Origin of the sequence: Halorientalis brevis (assembly GCF_042678165.1) — an archaeon.
GTDB classification, from domain to species: Archaea; Halobacteriota; Halobacteria; order Halobacteriales; family Haloarculaceae; genus Halorientalis; species Halorientalis brevis.
Genome location: NZ_JBHUDJ010000014.1, coordinates 263714 through 278962, shown reverse-complemented (window position 1 = coordinate 278962; position 15249 = coordinate 263714). Strand labels below are relative to the sequence as shown.

General features: G+C 67.1%; 18 protein-coding genes. 6 read left to right on the top strand and 12 right to left on the bottom strand.

Going from position 1 to position 15249, the window contains the following annotated elements:
- The first annotated feature begins 222 nt into the window (after positions 1-222).
- Genes ACFR9U_RS17925 through ACFR9U_RS17915 form a run of 3 tightly spaced genes read left to right on the top strand, consistent with a single transcriptional unit; the run spans position 223 to position 2151 of the window.
- Positions 223-1314 (top strand): S1C family serine protease, encoded by a 1092-nt coding sequence (locus tag ACFR9U_RS17925; RefSeq protein ID WP_247378513.1) that lies wholly within the window; start codon positions 223-225, stop codon positions 1312-1314.
- 57 nt (positions 1315-1371) lie between these two features.
- Entirely contained in the window at positions 1372-1932 is a 561-nt protein-coding gene (locus ACFR9U_RS17920) for a DUF420 domain-containing protein (RefSeq protein WP_247378512.1), read from the top strand.
- 48 nt (positions 1933-1980) lie between these two features.
- The gene (locus ACFR9U_RS17915) at positions 1981-2151 is read left to right on the top strand and encodes a hypothetical protein (RefSeq protein WP_247378511.1); all 171 of its coding nucleotides are present in this window, start codon (positions 1981-1983) and stop codon (positions 2149-2151) included.
- Between the two features lie 16 nt (positions 2152-2167).
- On the opposite strand, the gene purF is transcribed toward ACFR9U_RS17915, so the two are convergent.
- From purF to ACFR9U_RS17895, 4 genes are all read right to left on the bottom strand, one after another.
- The gene (purF, locus tag ACFR9U_RS17910) at positions 2168-3613 is read right to left on the bottom strand and encodes an amidophosphoribosyltransferase (RefSeq protein WP_247378510.1); all 1446 of its coding nucleotides are present in this window, start codon (positions 3611-3613) and stop codon (positions 2168-2170) included.
- Positions 3614-3787: a 50S ribosomal protein L37e gene (locus tag ACFR9U_RS17905; RefSeq protein ID WP_247378509.1), complete on the bottom strand. Its 174-nt coding sequence runs from the start codon at positions 3785-3787 to the stop codon at positions 3614-3616.
- Entirely contained in the window at positions 3784-3969 is a 186-nt protein-coding gene (locus ACFR9U_RS17900; protein WP_247378508.1) for an LSM domain-containing protein, read from the bottom strand. The genes ACFR9U_RS17905 and ACFR9U_RS17900 overlap by 4 nt, the downstream gene beginning before the upstream one ends.
- Positions 3970-4086: 117 nt before the next feature.
- Complete coding sequence (locus ACFR9U_RS17895) at positions 4087-5148, bottom strand: zinc-binding metallopeptidase family protein (RefSeq protein WP_247378507.1); 1062 nt, start codon at positions 5146-5148, stop codon at positions 4087-4089.
- 106 nt (positions 5149-5254) lie between these two features.
- Between ACFR9U_RS17895 and ACFR9U_RS17890 the strand changes: the two genes are divergently transcribed.
- Entirely contained in the window at positions 5255-5512 is a 258-nt protein-coding gene (locus tag ACFR9U_RS17890) for a hypothetical protein (RefSeq protein WP_247378506.1), read from the top strand.
- A 53-nt stretch (positions 5513-5565) separates the two neighbouring features.
- Positions 5566-6513, top strand: a complete 948-nt coding sequence (locus tag ACFR9U_RS17885) for a zinc-dependent metalloprotease (protein ID WP_247378505.1) — start codon at positions 5566-5568, stop codon at positions 6511-6513.
- Between the two features lie 9 nt (positions 6514-6522).
- Here the strand turns inward: ACFR9U_RS17885 and ACFR9U_RS17880 are convergent, their stop codons facing one another.
- The 8 genes from ACFR9U_RS17880 to ACFR9U_RS17845 all read right to left on the bottom strand — a co-directional run bounded on the left by ACFR9U_RS17880 (position 6523) and on the right by ACFR9U_RS17845 (position 12289).
- On the bottom strand, positions 6523-6750 hold the full coding sequence (locus ACFR9U_RS17880; protein ID WP_247378504.1) for a hypothetical protein: 228 nt from the start codon (positions 6748-6750) through the stop codon (positions 6523-6525).
- The gene (locus tag ACFR9U_RS17875; protein WP_247378503.1) at positions 6750-7175 is read right to left on the bottom strand and encodes a nuclear transport factor 2 family protein; all 426 of its coding nucleotides are present in this window, start codon (positions 7173-7175) and stop codon (positions 6750-6752) included. The genes ACFR9U_RS17880 and ACFR9U_RS17875 overlap by 1 nt, the downstream gene beginning before the upstream one ends.
- A 67-nt stretch (positions 7176-7242) precedes the next feature.
- Positions 7243-7785 (bottom strand): hypothetical protein, encoded by a 543-nt coding sequence (locus tag ACFR9U_RS17870; RefSeq protein WP_247378502.1) that lies wholly within the window; start codon positions 7783-7785, stop codon positions 7243-7245.
- Between the two features lie 84 nt (positions 7786-7869).
- Positions 7870-8769 (bottom strand): DUF8159 domain-containing protein, encoded by a 900-nt coding sequence (locus ACFR9U_RS17865; RefSeq protein ID WP_247378501.1) that lies wholly within the window; start codon positions 8767-8769, stop codon positions 7870-7872.
- A 64-nt stretch (positions 8770-8833) separates the two neighbouring features.
- Positions 8834-9538: a DUF7519 family protein gene (locus ACFR9U_RS17860; RefSeq protein WP_247378500.1), complete on the bottom strand. Its 705-nt coding sequence runs from the start codon at positions 9536-9538 to the stop codon at positions 8834-8836.
- Complete coding sequence (locus ACFR9U_RS17855; RefSeq protein WP_247378499.1) at positions 9538-10809, bottom strand: DUF58 domain-containing protein; 1272 nt, start codon at positions 10807-10809, stop codon at positions 9538-9540. The genes ACFR9U_RS17860 and ACFR9U_RS17855 overlap by 1 nt, the downstream gene beginning before the upstream one ends.
- Positions 10806-11405 carry a DUF7269 family protein gene (locus ACFR9U_RS17850; protein WP_247378498.1) on the bottom strand — a complete coding sequence of 200 codons (600 nt, stop codon included), beginning with the start codon at positions 11403-11405 and terminating at the stop codon, positions 10806-10808. The genes ACFR9U_RS17855 and ACFR9U_RS17850 overlap by 4 nt, the downstream gene beginning before the upstream one ends.
- Positions 11402-12289 (bottom strand): DUF4129 domain-containing protein, encoded by an 888-nt coding sequence (locus tag ACFR9U_RS17845; protein ID WP_247378497.1) that lies wholly within the window; start codon positions 12287-12289, stop codon positions 11402-11404. The genes ACFR9U_RS17850 and ACFR9U_RS17845 overlap by 4 nt, the downstream gene beginning before the upstream one ends.
- A 240-nt stretch (positions 12290-12529) precedes the next feature.
- Here ACFR9U_RS17845 and ACFR9U_RS17840 point away from each other — a divergent pair, with 240 nt between their 5' ends.
- Positions 12530-15238, top strand: a complete 2709-nt coding sequence (locus tag ACFR9U_RS17840) for an AAA domain-containing protein (protein WP_247378496.1) — start codon at positions 12530-12532, stop codon at positions 15236-15238.
- Positions 15239-15249 lie beyond the last annotated feature (11 nt).

The following is a 15249-nucleotide window of genomic DNA, read 5'->3' as shown; positions in this document are numbered from 1 at the left end:
CTTGTTTTCAAAATAGAAAATTACGGAGATATATTTATTACGCAGTTCCCGCAACGGACACATGCTGGCACAGCGGTGCCACATTGACTCCCCATACCCACCCCAACTTCCCCACCCACCCCCCATCTCTCCTACTTTCGCTCACGTCGGTGAGCCGCTGGTCTCGCCTCGACGATGTATCGAACCGTGGGGGTTTATTCAGCCCCGTCCCAACCGGGCGCCATGGAAGACACGCGGTTGTCGCGCCGGCGCTTTCTCGCCGCTGCTGGAGTGACCGCCGGACTCGCCGGCTGTAACGCACCCTCTTCTGACAGTTCGAACTCGGGTGCCAGTCCCAACCAACAATCAGAGCTGATCAACTCGACGCCGCAGTCGCAATCGGTCTACACCGACGTATACCGCCGGACCATCGACTCTGTGGTCCGCATCCGCGTGTACACCGAGAGCGGCCGCACGGGACAGGGCTCGGGGTTCGTCTACGACGACAGCCACATCGTGACGAACCAGCACGTCGTCGACGGTGCCGCGTCGGTCGAAGTGCGGTTCACCGACGGCTCCTGGCGCACGGCGACAGTCGTCGGTACCGACGTCTACAGCGACCTCGCGGTCCTCTCGATCGCGAACGTGCCCGAGATCGCGACGCCACTGACGCTCATCGAGGGAGAAGTCGCCACCGGCCAGGAAGTCGTTGCCATCGGGAACCCCTTCGGCCTCTCGGGCTCGGTGTCGGCCGGCATCGTCAGCGGCGTCGACCGGACGCTTCCGGCCGCGAACAACTTCACGATCCCCGACGCCATCCAGACCGACGCCGCGGTCAATCCCGGGAACAGCGGCGGGCCGCTTGTAACACTGGACGGCAAGGTCGCTGGCGTTATCAACTCCGGCGGCGCGGACAACATCGGGTTCGCCATCTCCGCGGCGCTGATGCGACGGGTCGTCCCGGCGCTCATCGAGACCGGCGCCTACGAGCACTCTTACATGGGCGTGCGGCTCATGAACGTCACACCGCGCGTCGCCGAGACCAACGATCTCGACACCGCCCAGGGCGTCTACATGGACGAGGTCGTCGACGACGGACCGGCGGACGGCGTGCTCCAGGGGTCGACCGACCAGCGCGTCGTCGACGGCGTACGCGTCCCCGTCGGCGGCGACGTCGTCGTGAGCCTGGGTGGGGAGTCCATCCTGTCACAGCAGGCGCTCTCGACGTATCTCGCGCTCGCGACCAGCCCCGGCGACACCATCCCCGTCGGCGTCATCCGCGACGGGACCGAAACGACCGTGGACCTCACGCTGGGGACTCGCCCCGCTCCCTGACCGCTGCTCTCGGCGCGGAGAGTAAGGTCCATGCACGTGGGGTCCGTTCGCTCCGGTATGCAACTACAGGCGCGGGACCGCGTTCCCGAGTTGACCGGATTGCTGACTGTCGTGTCGCTCGCGCTGGTGTTCGGTGCTGTGCTCGGCGCGATCCCCACGCGGCACCTCCCGCAGGCGCCCGACTGGTTCCTCGCGGCGATCCCACACGTGAACGCCGTCGTCAGCGTCTTCGCCATCGGGACGATTTTCGTGGGCTGGCGTGCGATCCGCGCGGGGAACGTCACGCGTCACCGGAACGCGATGATCGCTTCGCTCGTCCTGTTCGTCGTGTTCCTCGTCCTGTATCTCTACAGGGTCGCGCTGGAAGGACCGACCTCGTTTCCGGGACCTGCGGTGCTCGAGCAGTTCGTCTACTTCCCGATCCTCGCGATTCACGTCCTGCTCGCCATCGTCTGCATCCCGCTCCTGTACTACGTCCTCCTCCTGGCGCTGACGCGTCCGGTGGACGACGTCGGCGCGACGCGCCACCCGACGATCGGACGCGTCGCCGCCTCCCTGTGGCTCGTCTCCTTCTTCCTCGGAACCGTCGTTTACGCGCTCCTCTACGTGGTGTTCTGACACCACCGCCACTCAGTGTGAGGAAGCTGGACCACCTCGGTCGAATCGATGACCGACCGGTCCGGTTCCGACCGCAACCCGCTCGCCCCGTACTCCCCCTGTGACCTCCCGCCCGGCGTCGGTGGCGATACCGATCCGCGTCTCGGCACCTCCGTCCTGCTCGCAGTGATGGTACGCGTGGTGCTCGCGGTGCTGGTGCCCCTGCTCGGCGTGTTGTGACGAAAAAACGGACCGCTCAGTCGTCGGCTGTCGTGGGCGCGTCGATCGACGGCCGCTCGACGTCCCGATCTTTCTCCTCGCCCTGGATGTCGTAAGGGTACTCGCCGGTGACGCAGCCGAGACAGAGGTCGGCGCGCGATTTCGACAGCGACTCCGCGATCGCGTCGATGGAGAGATACGAGAGCGAGTCCGCACCGATTTCGTCGCGGATGTCCTCGACGGAGCGGTCGGCCGCGATGAGTTCCTCGCGGGAGGCCATGTCGATCCCCATGTAACAGGGGGCGATGATCGGCGGTGCGCCGATGCGGACGTGGACTTCCTCGGCGCCAGCGTCTCGCAAGAGCTGCACGAGCTGGTTCGAGGTGGTCCCGCGGACGATGGAGTCGTCGATGAGCGTCACGGTCTTGCCCTCGACCGTCGATTTGATCGGGTTGAGCTTCAGGCGGACCGCGCGCTCGCGTTCGTCCTGGGTGGGCATGATGAACGTCCGGCCGACGTACCGGTTTTTCATCAGGCCTTCCGCGAACTCGACGCCATCGGCGTCGGAGTCTTCGTTTGCAGCTTCGGCGTACCCCGACGCGAACGCGCGTCCGGAGTCCGGAACCGGCATCACGACGTCCGAGTCGATGCCGTTTTCCTCCCAGAGCTGCCGGCCGAGTTCGCGCCGCACCTCGTAGACGAGTTCGTCGTCGATGACCGAGTCAGGCCGCGCGAAGTAGACGTGCTCGAAGAAGCAGTGCGCGGTGTTCTCGTTCTCGACGAGCTGGTACGTGTCGTACCCGGTGCCGTCGGCGTGGAGGACGACGAGCTCGCCGGGTTTCACGTCCCGGATGAGCTCCCCGTCGAGCGTGTCGATGGCCGCGCTCTCGGACGCGAGGACGTAGCCGTCCTCGAGCTCGCCGATACAGAGCGGGCGGTTGCCCTGCGGGTCGCGCACGCCCATCACCGTGTCGTCGTGCATGATGGTCAGCGAGTACGACCCGTGGATGCGAGCCATCGTGTGCTTGACCGCTCGGACCAGGTCCTCTTCGAGGAGGTTGCGCGCGAGGTCGTGCGCGATGACTTCCGTGTCACCGTCGGACGTAAACGCGTGCCCGAGGCCGGCCAGTTGATCGCGGATCTCGCCGGCGTTGACCAGGTTCCCGTTGTGGCTCAGACCGAGCGAGCCGCTCTTGAAGGAAACCGAGAACGGCTGGGCGCAACTGCAGTCGAGACTGCCGGCGGTCGGGTACCGGACGTGGCCGATCCCCTGCGATCCGTTCAGCGCCTGCAGGTCGCCCTGTTCGAAGGCGTCACCGACGAGTCCCATCTCCACGTGGGAGTGTTGCTGGAACCCGTCGTGCGTGACGATCCCTGCCGACTCCTGGCCGCGGTGCTGGAGGGCGTAGAGAGAGTAGTACAGCGGGCGGGCGGCGCTCCGGTCCTCCAACGAGATCCCGACAACGCCGCACTTCTCGTGCATTTATTCGCCGGCCTTCTCCTGCCAGGCGTAGTCTCGGCGTTTCGCAGATTTGCCGAACCCGCAGGATGAACAGACCTTCTTTCGGGAGTGGTATGATTTCTCGCCACAGCGGCGGCACTTCACGTGTGTCGTCTTGTTCTTTTTCCCCTGGCTCGGGGTTCCTGCACCAGTCATGGGTTAATCGAGACGACGTTATCGCCGCGTATAATCGTTGTGTCTTCGTCCGCCTCGATGACCAGGTTCATGTGCTGGTCGTACCCCGTGAGCTCTCCTTCGAACATTTCGCCGCCTTTCAGTTGTACTGTGACGATCTCCCCGAGGGAGTCCTCCAGTATATCCAGTGGTCGTCCGCTCATAGGGCAACGGGGTGCCGACGTACCCATAAACGTACCGCTCCATCATCCACGTCGCGTCCGCCCCCGAGAACGGTGTTTGGGGCCGCTGTTCGTTGAATTTCCCACGCCGCCCGTTGATTAAACGCTGGTCCGGTACGGGGTAAACTCGCCTGCCCGCTCGACGAAGGCTCCTGCGAGATCGATCGTCGCCGTCAGATCGTCGGCGTCGACGACCTCCGTGGGCGTGTGCATGTACCGGGTCGGAATGCCGACGTTCACCGAGGGAATCCCGCCGCGCTGGACGAACAGCGAGTTCGCGTCCGTCAGCGTGGTGTTGCTCCCGGCTTCGAGCTGCACGTCGATCTCCTCGTCGCTGGCGACCGTCCGCAACGCGTCGACCAGCACCGGATGGTCCGGCTGGCCCCGCCTGACCGACGGGCCGCCGCCCAGGTCTACGTCGATCTTCTTCTTCCCCGGGAGGGCCGGCGTGTCCGTCGCGTGGGTCACGTCCACCACGACTGCTGCGTCCGGTTCCAGGTCGAACCCGACCATCTGCGCCCCGTTGCCGCCGACCTCCTCCTGGACCGTGCTGACCGCGTACACCGTCGCGTCCACGTCGGCCTCGACGGCCCGCCGAAGCGTCTCTGCGGCGGTCCAGACGCCCACGCGGTTGTCCATGGCTCGCCCGGTGAGCCGCGAGCCGTGGAGGTCCTCGACCGTCGAGGACACGGTGATCGGGTCGCCCACGTCCACCAGTTCGGTCGCCTCGTCGCGGTCTTCCGCGCCGACGTCGACGTACTGCTCGGTGATGTCGGCGACCTCGTCCTCGTCTTTCTTCCGGAGGTGGATTGCAGTCTGGCCGATGACGCCCTGGACCGGCCCGTCGCTGGCGTGGACCGTGACGTGCTGGCCGCGCGAGACGGTCTTGTCGGTGCCGCCGACCCGGGAGAGGTGGAGGAACCCGTCGTCGTCGATTCGGCGCACGACGAAGCCGATCTCGTCTGCGTGGCCGGTGACCGCGATCTCCGGCCCGCCGCTCCCCTCGTGGACCGCGACCGCGTTCCCGTAGGCGTCGGTCCGGACCTCGTCGGCGAACGCCTCGACGTAGTCGACCCAGACGCGCTGGCCGGCGGCCTCGAACCCCGTGGGTGACGGCGTTTCCAGCAACTCGAACAGGAACTCGCGCTGTCGATCGTCCATACCGCCCATGGCGTGGGCACGATTATCAACCCGACGCCTTCGGGGCCGAAACCGACAGACTGCCGACGCGCCCAAACGATAAGAACGGGCGCGTGGATGTACTGCTATGGTCGACGTGACCCTGGTCGAACTCCACCTCGAGGACGCATCGTTCACCGCCAAGGCCCCCTTCAGTAGCGGGCGGGGTGAGGACCGGGAGAGCCACGAGAACACCACCGAGGTGCCGATCGGCGAGGGTGAGGGCGGCGGCCCGAGCAAACTCATGCTGGCGGTCATGGGTCTCGGCGTGGTCGGGGCGCTGGGGTGGTGGCTCAGGCGCGGACGAATGCCCGAACTCGACGAGGAGATCGAAGTCGCTCCCTGACCACAAACTGCGGGAGGGGGAAGACATTTCACCACCGGGACCCAGGATCGCCCATGGGTCTATTTCGTAGTGTGCAGGCTGTAACAGGAGCGTCGGGGGACGGTCCGGTCGACTGGGACGCCGTCGGCGAGGCGGCCAAAGCCTCGACCGATCCCGGTTCGCTCGCGCTCGCTGACGGCGTCCGCGAGGGGTACGCCGCCGACGTTCGGGACGCCAGAGCGCGCGTCCGCGAGGTCGCTGCCGTCGAGTTCGACGTCCCCGACACCGTCGAGATTCAGAACCGACACCACTGGATCGACGCCAACATCGACACCTTCAGGCGAGTGATGGACCCCCTCGGCGAACAGGTCGGCATGCTGCCGGGCATCGCCAGGGTCGCCAACACCGCCTCGATGTCTGTCGCGCTCTCTTTCCTCGCGGAGAACGTCCTCGGCCAGTACGATCCGCTCTTGCTTGCCGAGGGGACCGACGACCACGCGCTGTATTTCGTCCATCCCAACATCGGGCGGGTTTCGACCATGCTCGACGTCTCTGAACCCCGTTTCCGTCGCTGGATCGCCTTCCACGAGGTCGCTCACGCCGCCGAGTTCGGCGCCGCTCCGTGGCTCTCGGACAAACTCGAAGCCGATCTCGAAACCGCGATCTCGGAACTCGCCGACGGCCACATCGACCGCGAGTCGCTGACGGCGCTCGACACGACCATGACCTCCGTCGAGGGGTACGCCGAACTCATCATGGATCGGGCGTTCGACGACGAGTACGCCGACCTCCGGGAGAAACTCGACGAGCGCCGCCGCGGGCGCGGCCCGATCGCGAAACTGATCCGCCGGCTGCTCGGCCTCGGCATGAAACGCCGCCAGTACGAGCGCGGCAAGCACTTCTTCGAGACGGTCGCGGACGAACGCGGCATCGAAGGCGCCAGCAAGGTCTGGGAACGCGAAGCGTACCTCCCGACTGAAGAGGAACTGGACAATCCCGCCGTCTGGCTCGACCGCGTGTAGCTACCTCTTCTATCGTCGGCCGCGACGTTGCGTGAGGCCGGACGTGTCCGGGAACACGTACCAGATGACCAGGCCACCGAACACCAGACCGCCAGCGACGGCGGCGAGGAACATCGTCGGCGACGGGTCTCCCTGGAGGGACACGAGCCCCGCCGAAAGCCCCACGAGCGCGGTAAAGAACAGTTTGACTTTCTTGGTCGCCGAGTCGCGTTCTTCGTCGGAGATCGGTCCGACCATCAGATCGACCCCGCGGTGCTGACGTGCATACCGACGAACTGCCAGTCGACCGCCTCGCGATTCGTTGCGTCGGCGACGGGCGCGCCGTCCTCGTCGCGGGCTTCGAGCGTCCCGCTCCAGCGGGTTTCGAACTCGAAGCGGATCTGCCTGTTCGTGTCCGTCCACGCCATGGACACGTCGTCGCTGAACCAGGCGTGACACGACCGCTCGGTGACGCGGAGATCGCGACTGTCGACGGTCCAGTCGGTCGTCGTTTCCGTCTGCTCGCGGAGGCCGGTCGCGATCTCGTGGGCGCCCACCAGGCGCTCGGAGATCCCGAACTTGACGATCTCGTCGTCGGTTTCTCCGTCCGCAAAAAAGGGCGCGAGCGAGTCGCCGGTGCGGAGGGCGTCGTAGTACTCGCGGATGGTTGCCGCGGCGTTCATATGGGGCCAGAGCCGCCGATGGGACTTACCGCTGTGGATTCTCGGTGCCCGTGACGGGCCGTCGGGGTCACTGGAAGCCGCGGTCGACGCTCTCGTCGATGACGTCGTCGAGTTCCTTGTCGAGGAGTTCTTCGGCCTCCTCGAACGTGGTCGAGAGATCCTCGATCGTGTCGGGCCGGTCGTAGAGGTCGATGTCGGCCGGGCCGAACGCGGGGCTGTCCAGCGTCTCCATTACGTCGTCGAACAGCGCGTCCGGCGTCGTCGGCGCGTCGGCGTGGGCCTGGAGCACTTCCGAGAGCTCGTTCACCGTGTCCTCCGCGTCGTCTTCTTCGATCGGTCGCTGGACGCCGAACCGGCCCGCGTCCTTCTCGGGAAACAGCGGATCCAGCTCGTCGTCGATCTTGCGGGCGACCTGCGCGCCGACGCCGTTCACCTCGAACGGGTTCTTCGCGTACGTCTTGAGCTGGAAGACGCCGGCGCTGGGATGGCCGACGTAGAGGTCCTCACCGATCCCGTTCGCCCGGTCGCCGCCGACAGCTCGCCAGCCGCTCGGCTCGGCGTTGCTCTCGACGACCTCTTCGAGGATGTCCTGCCAGTCTCTGACGCGCATGCTGCCCGCAAGTTGGTGCTACCGACCGAAGAACGTATCGGAACCGGACGTGTCGCGGTCGGCGTTTCCGGCCCCGACCGCCGCTCACTGCGCCGGTTCGAGGGCGCCGTTCTCACGATAGACGCGATCCAGCACCCCTCCTGGCACGCTACCCCCGTCGGTGTCGACGGCCGCGTCGGCCTCGACGCGATACCAGCCGTACAGGTCTCCGTCAGTGCCGCGAATCGTCACCTCGAGCACCGACGCGTTCCACCCGCCGTTCGCCTGCTGTCCGTAGGTCTCCGTGAGCGTCGCCAGCGTGGCTGCCAGCGCGTCGTCGCTCGTCTCGGTTTCGAGCGTCAGGAAGGCCGTCTCCCCTCGCTCGTCGAAGTCGGCCACTGTCGCGTCCGCGTCGGTAGCAAGAGCGTCTCGGAACGAAACCCGCATCGCGTCCGTCCCAGTCTCGCCGCCCTCGTCGGTTCGGTTCGCCGTCGCGTTCCGGATTCGAGCGGCCAGGTCGGTGGCCTCGATCGCGCCCGTGGCGGTCTGGCGGCCCCAGTAGGCCGGCATCCGGAAGCTCGTGACTGGAGTGCCGTTTTCGTCGACGGCGACTGCCGCCATGGCGCTGGCGTTCCACGTCTCAGCCGACGACCAGGTGTCGTTCACCGCGCTCCCGTAGGCGAGGCCGAGGAAGAACGCTGCCTGCTCCCGCCGTTCGGACCCGTTTACCGCCTCGTATCGCACGTGGACGCTCCCGTTGCGCGTCTGGACGGATTCGACGCCCAGGTTGCGGCCGCGGATGACGTCCAGGAACGACCGCGGCTGGTCCGTCTCGTTGACTGACGGACCGAACGGTGTCGCCGTGTCCGTCGCCGTGATCGCGTCCGTCTCGACGCGGTCGTCCACCGGCGGGTCCGTGTACGTCGGCGTCCCACTGTCCCCACTGCAGCCTGCGAGCACGCACAGCAGTGCGAGGCCACAGGCTGCGACCGTTGACGATTGCATGCCGGGAGGTTGCCAGCGAACCGCTAAAAACTGTTGGCTCGATGTCGGTTACGCTGCGACGAAGTCACTTGTACAGGACGACAAGGAAGGCGAGTGCGGCCCCGAGGAAGACGACGAGTCCTTCCAGCGGGAGGCCGGTGACGCCGAGGCGCCAGATCAGCTCCGTGAGCGCGACGAAGACGGCGCCGGTCAGCACCGTCGCACCGATGTGAGTGAGTTCCACGCTACTGGTCGCTGCTTGTTGGCCGACCTGATCGCCCAGCGTGATGGCGTGTCTCGCCGCGTCCCACGAGGCGACGACGCCCGCCGTCGCGAGCAACAGCGCGAGCCGTCCGCTGTCGTAGGCGACGCCGCTGTTCAGCACGGCGATGAACACGAGGCCGGCTCCGGCGGTGGCGAGCGCGGTCTCCCAGCCACGTCGGAGCGGCAAGAGCGCGACCGCGAGGACTGCCACGCCGGCCAGTCCCGGATACAGCTCCGCTGCGGCGATGCTGTCGAGGTCTGTGGTGAAGACGAACGCGAGGCCGGCGACGACCAGGCCGAGCCCGCAGACGCTAATCAGGGCGGTTGCGACCCGGTCGTTCCAGTTCCCGTGCGTCGCGAATCCCACCACCAGCAATCCGAAGACCGTCACTGCGATCGGCAACGCGTGGGCCGTGCCGGCGACGAGGAGGACGCTGCCGGCCGCGATGAGGACGGCGACCGCGCTGGCGAGCGTCGTCGGCCGGTGAACCATCGCCGAACTCGATGGGGGTTCTGCCTGCGACATCACGACCACCGTTGTTTTGCGCCCATGAGCGCGCGGGCCAGCGACGTGTCGGTGTCCCAGTCCACGATCGAGACGCCGCCGCGGCGGAGGGCGTAGAGCCGGTTTCGACGCTCGACCGTCGCGATCCGATCGCCGGGCGATTCGCCGGTCGTCACGTCCGGACTCACGACGGTGACGGGACGGCCAGCGCCGGCCAGTTCCATGGCCACGTCCACGACGAAGCCGTCTGCGAGTGGGCTCACGAACACGATCTGGGTCTCGCGGTCCAGGCGTTTCCGGAGTTCCCTGATCTGGTTCATTGCACGGTCGTCGTCGGGTTCCGGGTCGTCCGGTGGCTGGGGTGAGAGCGTCGGGTGCGTCAAGAGCAGTTGACGAGCCCGATGTTCGTGGTCGGTGCCGCGGTCCGGCGGGAGCCAACAGAACTCCCTGCCGATCGCTGCCAGCCCCGCTCGTTCGTCGACGTCCCAGACTGCGTCCAGCAGCTCCTGTGCGGCTGCGACCCCGTGAGAGACCGCGTGCGGGCCTCCGTCGTGACCCCGGTACGAACTCGCTCGCGCGTCGATACAGACGACGACGTTGACCGCTCGTTCCTGGCGATACTCGACGGTCGCGAGCGTCCCGGTTCTGGCGTAGTGTTTCCAGTCGATGCGGCTGGGGTTGTCACCGGCTCGATACTCCCTGGTGCGTGCGAACTCGATGCCGTCCCCGTTGCCGGTGGTCAGGATCCGGCCGGGGAGCTGTTCCTGGCTCTCGGTCACCGGCGGGTCGGGGAGGTTCCGACGGCACTCGATCTCCTGGGTCTCCGCTTCGACGGTCGTCTCGACTTCTGTGCGGCCGCTCACGTCCCGGGCGATCGCGGTCGCCGCCCGGAACTGATGGGTGCCGTGTTCCGCAATGACGTCGTAGGAGAACGTCGTCGAGGCGCCCGGCGCGAGCACGGCTGCGTGTCGCGCACTCCCGTCCGTGACGGACAGCAATGCCGGTACGCCGTCGACCAGTCGCAGGTCGGTCAGTCGCTCGTCGCCCTCGTTGGTCACGGTGACGGTGACGGTCACGTCCTCACCTGGCGAGGGACTCGCCTCGCTCACCCGCCGTTCGAGCGCCAACTCGACGGGCGGTGACTGGAGCAGTCTGGGATAGATCGCGTATCCCACGCCCAGACAGGCCACGAGCAGGATGTACGGGCGCTTCAGGAGGAGGCCGATCGACCCCGCGACGAGGGCGACGGCGACCACGCCTCGCCAGTGGTTCGTCCGCCGAACGGTCGTCATCGGTCACCTCCCTGCTCGTCGCGTTCGAGAATGGCCGTCACGGCCCGAGCGGTCCGGTCCTGGAACCGGGACCCGCGCGGGAGCGCGTCGCGGAGCCGCTGTGCGAGCGGCGCCGGCCCCTCGTCGGCCAGGAAGGCGGCTGCGGCCTGGTCGTCCGTCCATTCGCCCGCGGAGACGGCGGCCCTGGCGGCAGCGGACGAGCAGCCGTCGACTCGTCGCACCGTTTCGATCGCCGTCTGGCGCAGGCGATCCCGAACCGTCGCTCGCGACCGCCCGGTGACGTGTTCGTACGGATGGAGTCCCTGTTCGACGACGTGGTCGATCTGGGCGCCCAGCGGGACCCCGGTCGGCACCGATTCGGCGGTCGGCGGCGTCGCCTGCTCGAAGCCGTACAGCGACCGCGCCAGGATCACCAGCAGGGCGAGAAACAGCGCGACCAGCCCGAACCCGGCGATCACCAGGTAGTCGTGACCGAGCTGGTCGACGAGCCAGTCGACCGAGACGAGGTTCGCGATCCCCCGGACGAGCAGCATGGCGATGCCGAGCACGAACAGGAGCCCACCGACGAGCAACGGGCCGCGACGGTGCGCGGTCATACTCCCCCCTCCGACGGATCGAGTTGGAGTCGCTGGCAGACCTGCGAGACGCGCTGCCGGCGGTCGTCCGTCACCGGTCGTTGCCCGTATCTCACTTCCTCGAACGTGCGGGTGAGTTTCCGGACGGCGTCCGGGTCCATCCCGGCGTTAGCCGCCGCGCTGGCGCACTCTTCGGTCGTTCGCGCCCGTCGGTCCTCGACGTCCAGGCTCCGCATCATCGCGTCCCACGCGTCGAAGACGACGTTCGCGTCCGACGGGGGACTCGGCTCCCACCTGGGCTCGGTGGCAGCGGTCTCGCTGTCAGTGTCCGACGAGAAGAACAGTCCGAACAGGCGGTCGCGGTAGCGGTAGGCGAGTGCGAGCAGCAACCCCACCACCAGGAGACCGACGACGAGCGGGAGGACGCTCGCGGAATTCGACTCGGTTTCCGTGGCCGAACTCGACGACGAGGAGTCGCCGGAACCACCGCCCGACCCGCCTCCGGCGATCGTCTGTGACCCGTTCCCTTTGACGAGCGTCTTTCCGTCCTCGTTTTGTCCCCGCTGGTCGCCCGGGGCGCCTTCGTTACCGGACGACGGTTTCACCCCGCGGTTCTCGGGCTGGTTCGCTCGGTTGTTCTCCTGGCCCGTCCCGCTCCCGTTGTCGTCAGACCCTCCGTTCTGGGCGTCGGGGTCGTCGGGGAGGTTCGGGTCTCGTTTCTTCGTCTCGATCTCTTGCTGGAAATCAGAAACGTCGCTGCTTTCGATGGGGAGGTACTGGTAGTTGAGATCGACAGCCTCGGATGGGTCGGACGACAGCGTCGAAGAGAGCGTCGTCGCTGCAACACCCACGGCGAAGAAACAGGCCATCGCGACCGCGATCGAGGTGAGTTGGTGGCGATTCATAGCAGTGGGGTACTCGTGACACCGGATACACCCCTGGAACGTGCATTGTTATCCACAGCATACACAGCTTTCCGGCCCGTTGGGCGGTGATTGGGCCATTTTGTCGCTGTGACATTGGCATCCGGATTCCCCGGAGGCTGTGTGTCTCCTTCGGAGAAAGCCGTCTCTATTCGGGCCGATCGATGGCAGCTTCCGACCGGGAGGGGAGCGTTTTTGTCCGTCGGACTGCTGCCTCCCTGCGTGCAGCTCCGCGGTCCAGTCGTCGCCGTCGACGAGCCCCGAACAGTCCAGACCAGCAACGGCCAGAGCGACCTCGCCGAGGTGACAGTTCGCCCCGACGACGGCCGGGCCGACCCCGTCACCGTCACGCTCTGGGGAAAGTGGACCGAAACCGCCGACGTCCTCGCTCCGGGGATGGAACTCCTGGTGATCGACGCCCAGGAGAAGGAGTTCAAAGGCGAGATCCAGTACTCGACGGGCCGCGATTCGATGGTCGTCGTCGAACCGGACTTCCTGGTCGACGTGACCGACATTCGGTCGTGGGTGCAGTGCCCGCGCATGTACTATCTGAACAAGCTCGCCGGCCTGCCGCTGGCCTACCCCGTCGTCAAAGGGACCATCGTCCACGAGGTGTTCGGCGATCTCCTCCGCGGACGGGACCTCGACGAGTCCGTCGACGAGCGCGTCGCCGAAGCGGGGCTGGAACTTGGCCTGCTGGACCGCGACGCGGCGAGCGTCGCCGAGGAGGTCCGTCAGAACGCCAGCGCGATCGAGGGCTGGCTGAACCAGGGGACGCTCACTGAGGAGGACCAGTGGCGAAGCGAGCAGACGCTGGTCAGCGAGACCTACGGGCTCAAGGGCCGCGCCGACGCCGTCCGTCGCGGGTCCCCGGTCGAACTCAAGACCGGCAAGAACACCAACCGAGAGCCGCGATTCCAGGACAAGGTGCAGGCGGCCTGCTACGCGCTGATGCTGGGCGAAGGCGAGGCCCACGCCACAGAGCAGGCGACCCACGCGAGCGCGGCGCCGGACACGGGGACGCTCCTCTACACCAAGAACGCGGCCGTCGAGCGGACCGAGGAGACCGGCGACCTCTCGCCGGCGAAGGACTTCTCGATCGGCCCCGGCTTCCTCAAGTACGTCGTCCGGACCCGCAACGAGATCGCCGCGATGGAGGCCGACATGAGCGTCCCGACCGGGTACGAGGCCGACGCGAAGTGCGAGTACTGCTTCGAGCAGGACACCTGCATGGCGGTATCGGGCCGGCTCGAACAGGAGTCGAAAGCCGGGCAGGTCGGCCGGGCGATCCCCGACGAGGAACAGGACTACTTCAAGCGGTTCTACCGCGCCATCGAGACCGAGCGCCGCGCGGTCCACCGCGAGTACGCCAAACTCTGGCGACAGAACGCCGACGAGCGCGCCGAGGACGACCGGGCGCTCATCGGGCTGGAACCGCTCGACGAGCGCGAACTCGACGGCGGTCGCTGGGAGCTCCGCGCTGCCGGCACGGGCGCGGTCTCGAAGATTCGCGAGGGCGACGTGGTGCTCGCCAGCGACGGCCACCCGATCCGCGGGAAGGCGGAACTCGCCCGGGTCAAGCAACTCGGCGAGGAGATCGTCGTCACGACCGACGAACCGCTGGACCTCCGCCGGCTCGACGTGTACCCCTCCGAGATCGGCGTCGATCGGATGCTCACGGCGCTCCACGACGCCCTGCTGAAACAGCCGGCCGAACAGAAAGACGTCCTCTTCGACCGTCGCGACCCCGAGTTCCGCGCGGACGACACCACGTACATCGATAACAACGAGGCCCAGAACGAGGCGGTGTCCCTGGCGGTCCGCGCCGAGGACTTCGCGCTCGTCCACGGACCGCCAGGGACGGGCAAGACGTACACGCTGGCGCGGACGGTCCGTGCGCTCGTCGAGCAGGGCGAGCGCGTGCTGCTGACTGCGTTCACCAACAGAGCAGTCGACAACGCGCTCGAAGCCCTCCGCGAGCAGGGGTTCGACGACTTCCTCCGGGTCGGGACCGAAACCGGCGTCCACCAGGACATGCAGGAGTTCCGGCTGAAAGAGCGCGGGGACCCGTCCGCGATTTCGACCGAGCTCCGCGAGGCGTCCGTCGTGGCGGCGACGACGGCGTCCTGCGGCTCGACGGTGATGCGGGAACAGGAGTTCGACGTCGCGATCGTCGACGAGGCCGGACAGATCACCGAACCCGGTGCGCTGGCGGCCATCAATCTCGCCGAGCGGTTCGTTCTCGTCGGGGACCACCAGCAACTCCCGCCGGTGGTCCAGGCCGAAGACGAGATGGACGGCGACGACACGGCCGACCTCGGATCGTCGCTGTTCGAGCGCCTCATCGAGGCCCATCCCGAAGCCTCGGTGATGCTGGACCGCCAGTATCGGATGGCCCAGCGCATCCAGGCGTTCGCCTCGCGGGAGTTCTACGACGGGCAGTTGCGGCCAGCGACGGGCGAGGTCGCCGCTCAGCGGCTCACCGACCTCCCTGGAGTGTCCCTGGACGCCCTCCCGGCACACCTTCAGGACTCGGTCGCGTTCGTCGATCCGGACGGCCGAGCGCGCGGGAACACCAACCCCGATGAGGCCGACGCCGTGGTCGAGACGATCGAGTCGTTCCGGGCGGCTGGCGTCGAAGCGGACGAGATCGGCGTCATCGCACCCTACCGCGCCCAGGTCGCTGAGATCAACAAGCGCGCACCCGACGGCGTGACCGTCGACACGGTGGACCGATTCCAGGGCTCCTCGAAAGAGGTCATCGTCGTCTCCTTCGTCGCGACGGGGTCCCTCGACGGCCCGATCTTCGAGGACTACCGGCGCATCAACGTCGCGCTCACCAGGGCCAAGAAGTCGCTCGTTTTGGTCGGAGACGCCGACGCCCTCTCGACCGATTCGGTCTACGGACGGATGGTCGAGTGGGCGCGGTAATCGTGGGTTCG

What these genes read in the sequence shown, in the direction of transcription:
- ACFR9U_RS17925 (WP_247378513.1), top strand. Translation starts at nt 223, where the DNA reads ATGGAAGACACGCGGTTGTCGCGCCGGCGCTTTCTCGCCGCTGCTGGA.
- ACFR9U_RS17920 (WP_247378512.1), top strand. Translation starts at nt 1,372, where the DNA reads ATGCAACTACAGGCGCGGGACCGCGTTCCCGAGTTGACCGGATTGCTG.
- ACFR9U_RS17915 (WP_247378511.1), top strand. Translation starts at nt 1,981, where the DNA reads ATGACCGACCGGTCCGGTTCCGACCGCAACCCGCTCGCCCCGTACTCC.
- purF (WP_247378510.1), bottom strand. Translation starts at nt 3,613, where the DNA reads ATGCACGAGAAGTGCGGCGTTGTCGGGATCTCGTTGGAGGACCGGAGC.
- ACFR9U_RS17905 (WP_247378509.1), bottom strand. Translation starts at nt 3,787, where the DNA reads ATGACTGGTGCAGGAACCCCGAGCCAGGGGAAAAAGAACAAGACGACA.
- ACFR9U_RS17900 (WP_247378508.1), bottom strand. Translation starts at nt 3,969, where the DNA reads ATGAGCGGACGACCACTGGATATACTGGAGGACTCCCTCGGGGAGATC.
- ACFR9U_RS17895 (WP_247378507.1), bottom strand. Translation starts at nt 5,148, where the DNA reads ATGGACGATCGACAGCGCGAGTTCCTGTTCGAGTTGCTGGAAACGCCG.
- ACFR9U_RS17890 (WP_247378506.1), top strand. Translation starts at nt 5,255, where the DNA reads ATGGTCGACGTGACCCTGGTCGAACTCCACCTCGAGGACGCATCGTTC.
- ACFR9U_RS17885 (WP_247378505.1), top strand. Translation starts at nt 5,566, where the DNA reads ATGGGTCTATTTCGTAGTGTGCAGGCTGTAACAGGAGCGTCGGGGGAC.
- ACFR9U_RS17880 (WP_247378504.1), bottom strand. Translation starts at nt 6,750, where the DNA reads ATGGTCGGACCGATCTCCGACGAAGAACGCGACTCGGCGACCAAGAAA.
- ACFR9U_RS17875 (WP_247378503.1), bottom strand. Translation starts at nt 7,175, where the DNA reads ATGAACGCCGCGGCAACCATCCGCGAGTACTACGACGCCCTCCGCACC.
- ACFR9U_RS17870 (WP_247378502.1), bottom strand. Translation starts at nt 7,785, where the DNA reads ATGCGCGTCAGAGACTGGCAGGACATCCTCGAAGAGGTCGTCGAGAGC.
- ACFR9U_RS17865 (WP_247378501.1), bottom strand. Translation starts at nt 8,769, where the DNA reads ATGCAATCGTCAACGGTCGCAGCCTGTGGCCTCGCACTGCTGTGCGTG.
- ACFR9U_RS17860 (WP_247378500.1), bottom strand. Translation starts at nt 9,538, where the DNA reads ATGTCGCAGGCAGAACCCCCATCGAGTTCGGCGATGGTTCACCGGCCG.
- ACFR9U_RS17855 (WP_247378499.1), bottom strand. Translation starts at nt 10,809, where the DNA reads ATGACGACCGTTCGGCGGACGAACCACTGGCGAGGCGTGGTCGCCGTC.
- ACFR9U_RS17850 (WP_247378498.1), bottom strand. Translation starts at nt 11,405, where the DNA reads ATGACCGCGCACCGTCGCGGCCCGTTGCTCGTCGGTGGGCTCCTGTTC.
- ACFR9U_RS17845 (WP_247378497.1), bottom strand. Translation starts at nt 12,289, where the DNA reads ATGAATCGCCACCAACTCACCTCGATCGCGGTCGCGATGGCCTGTTTC.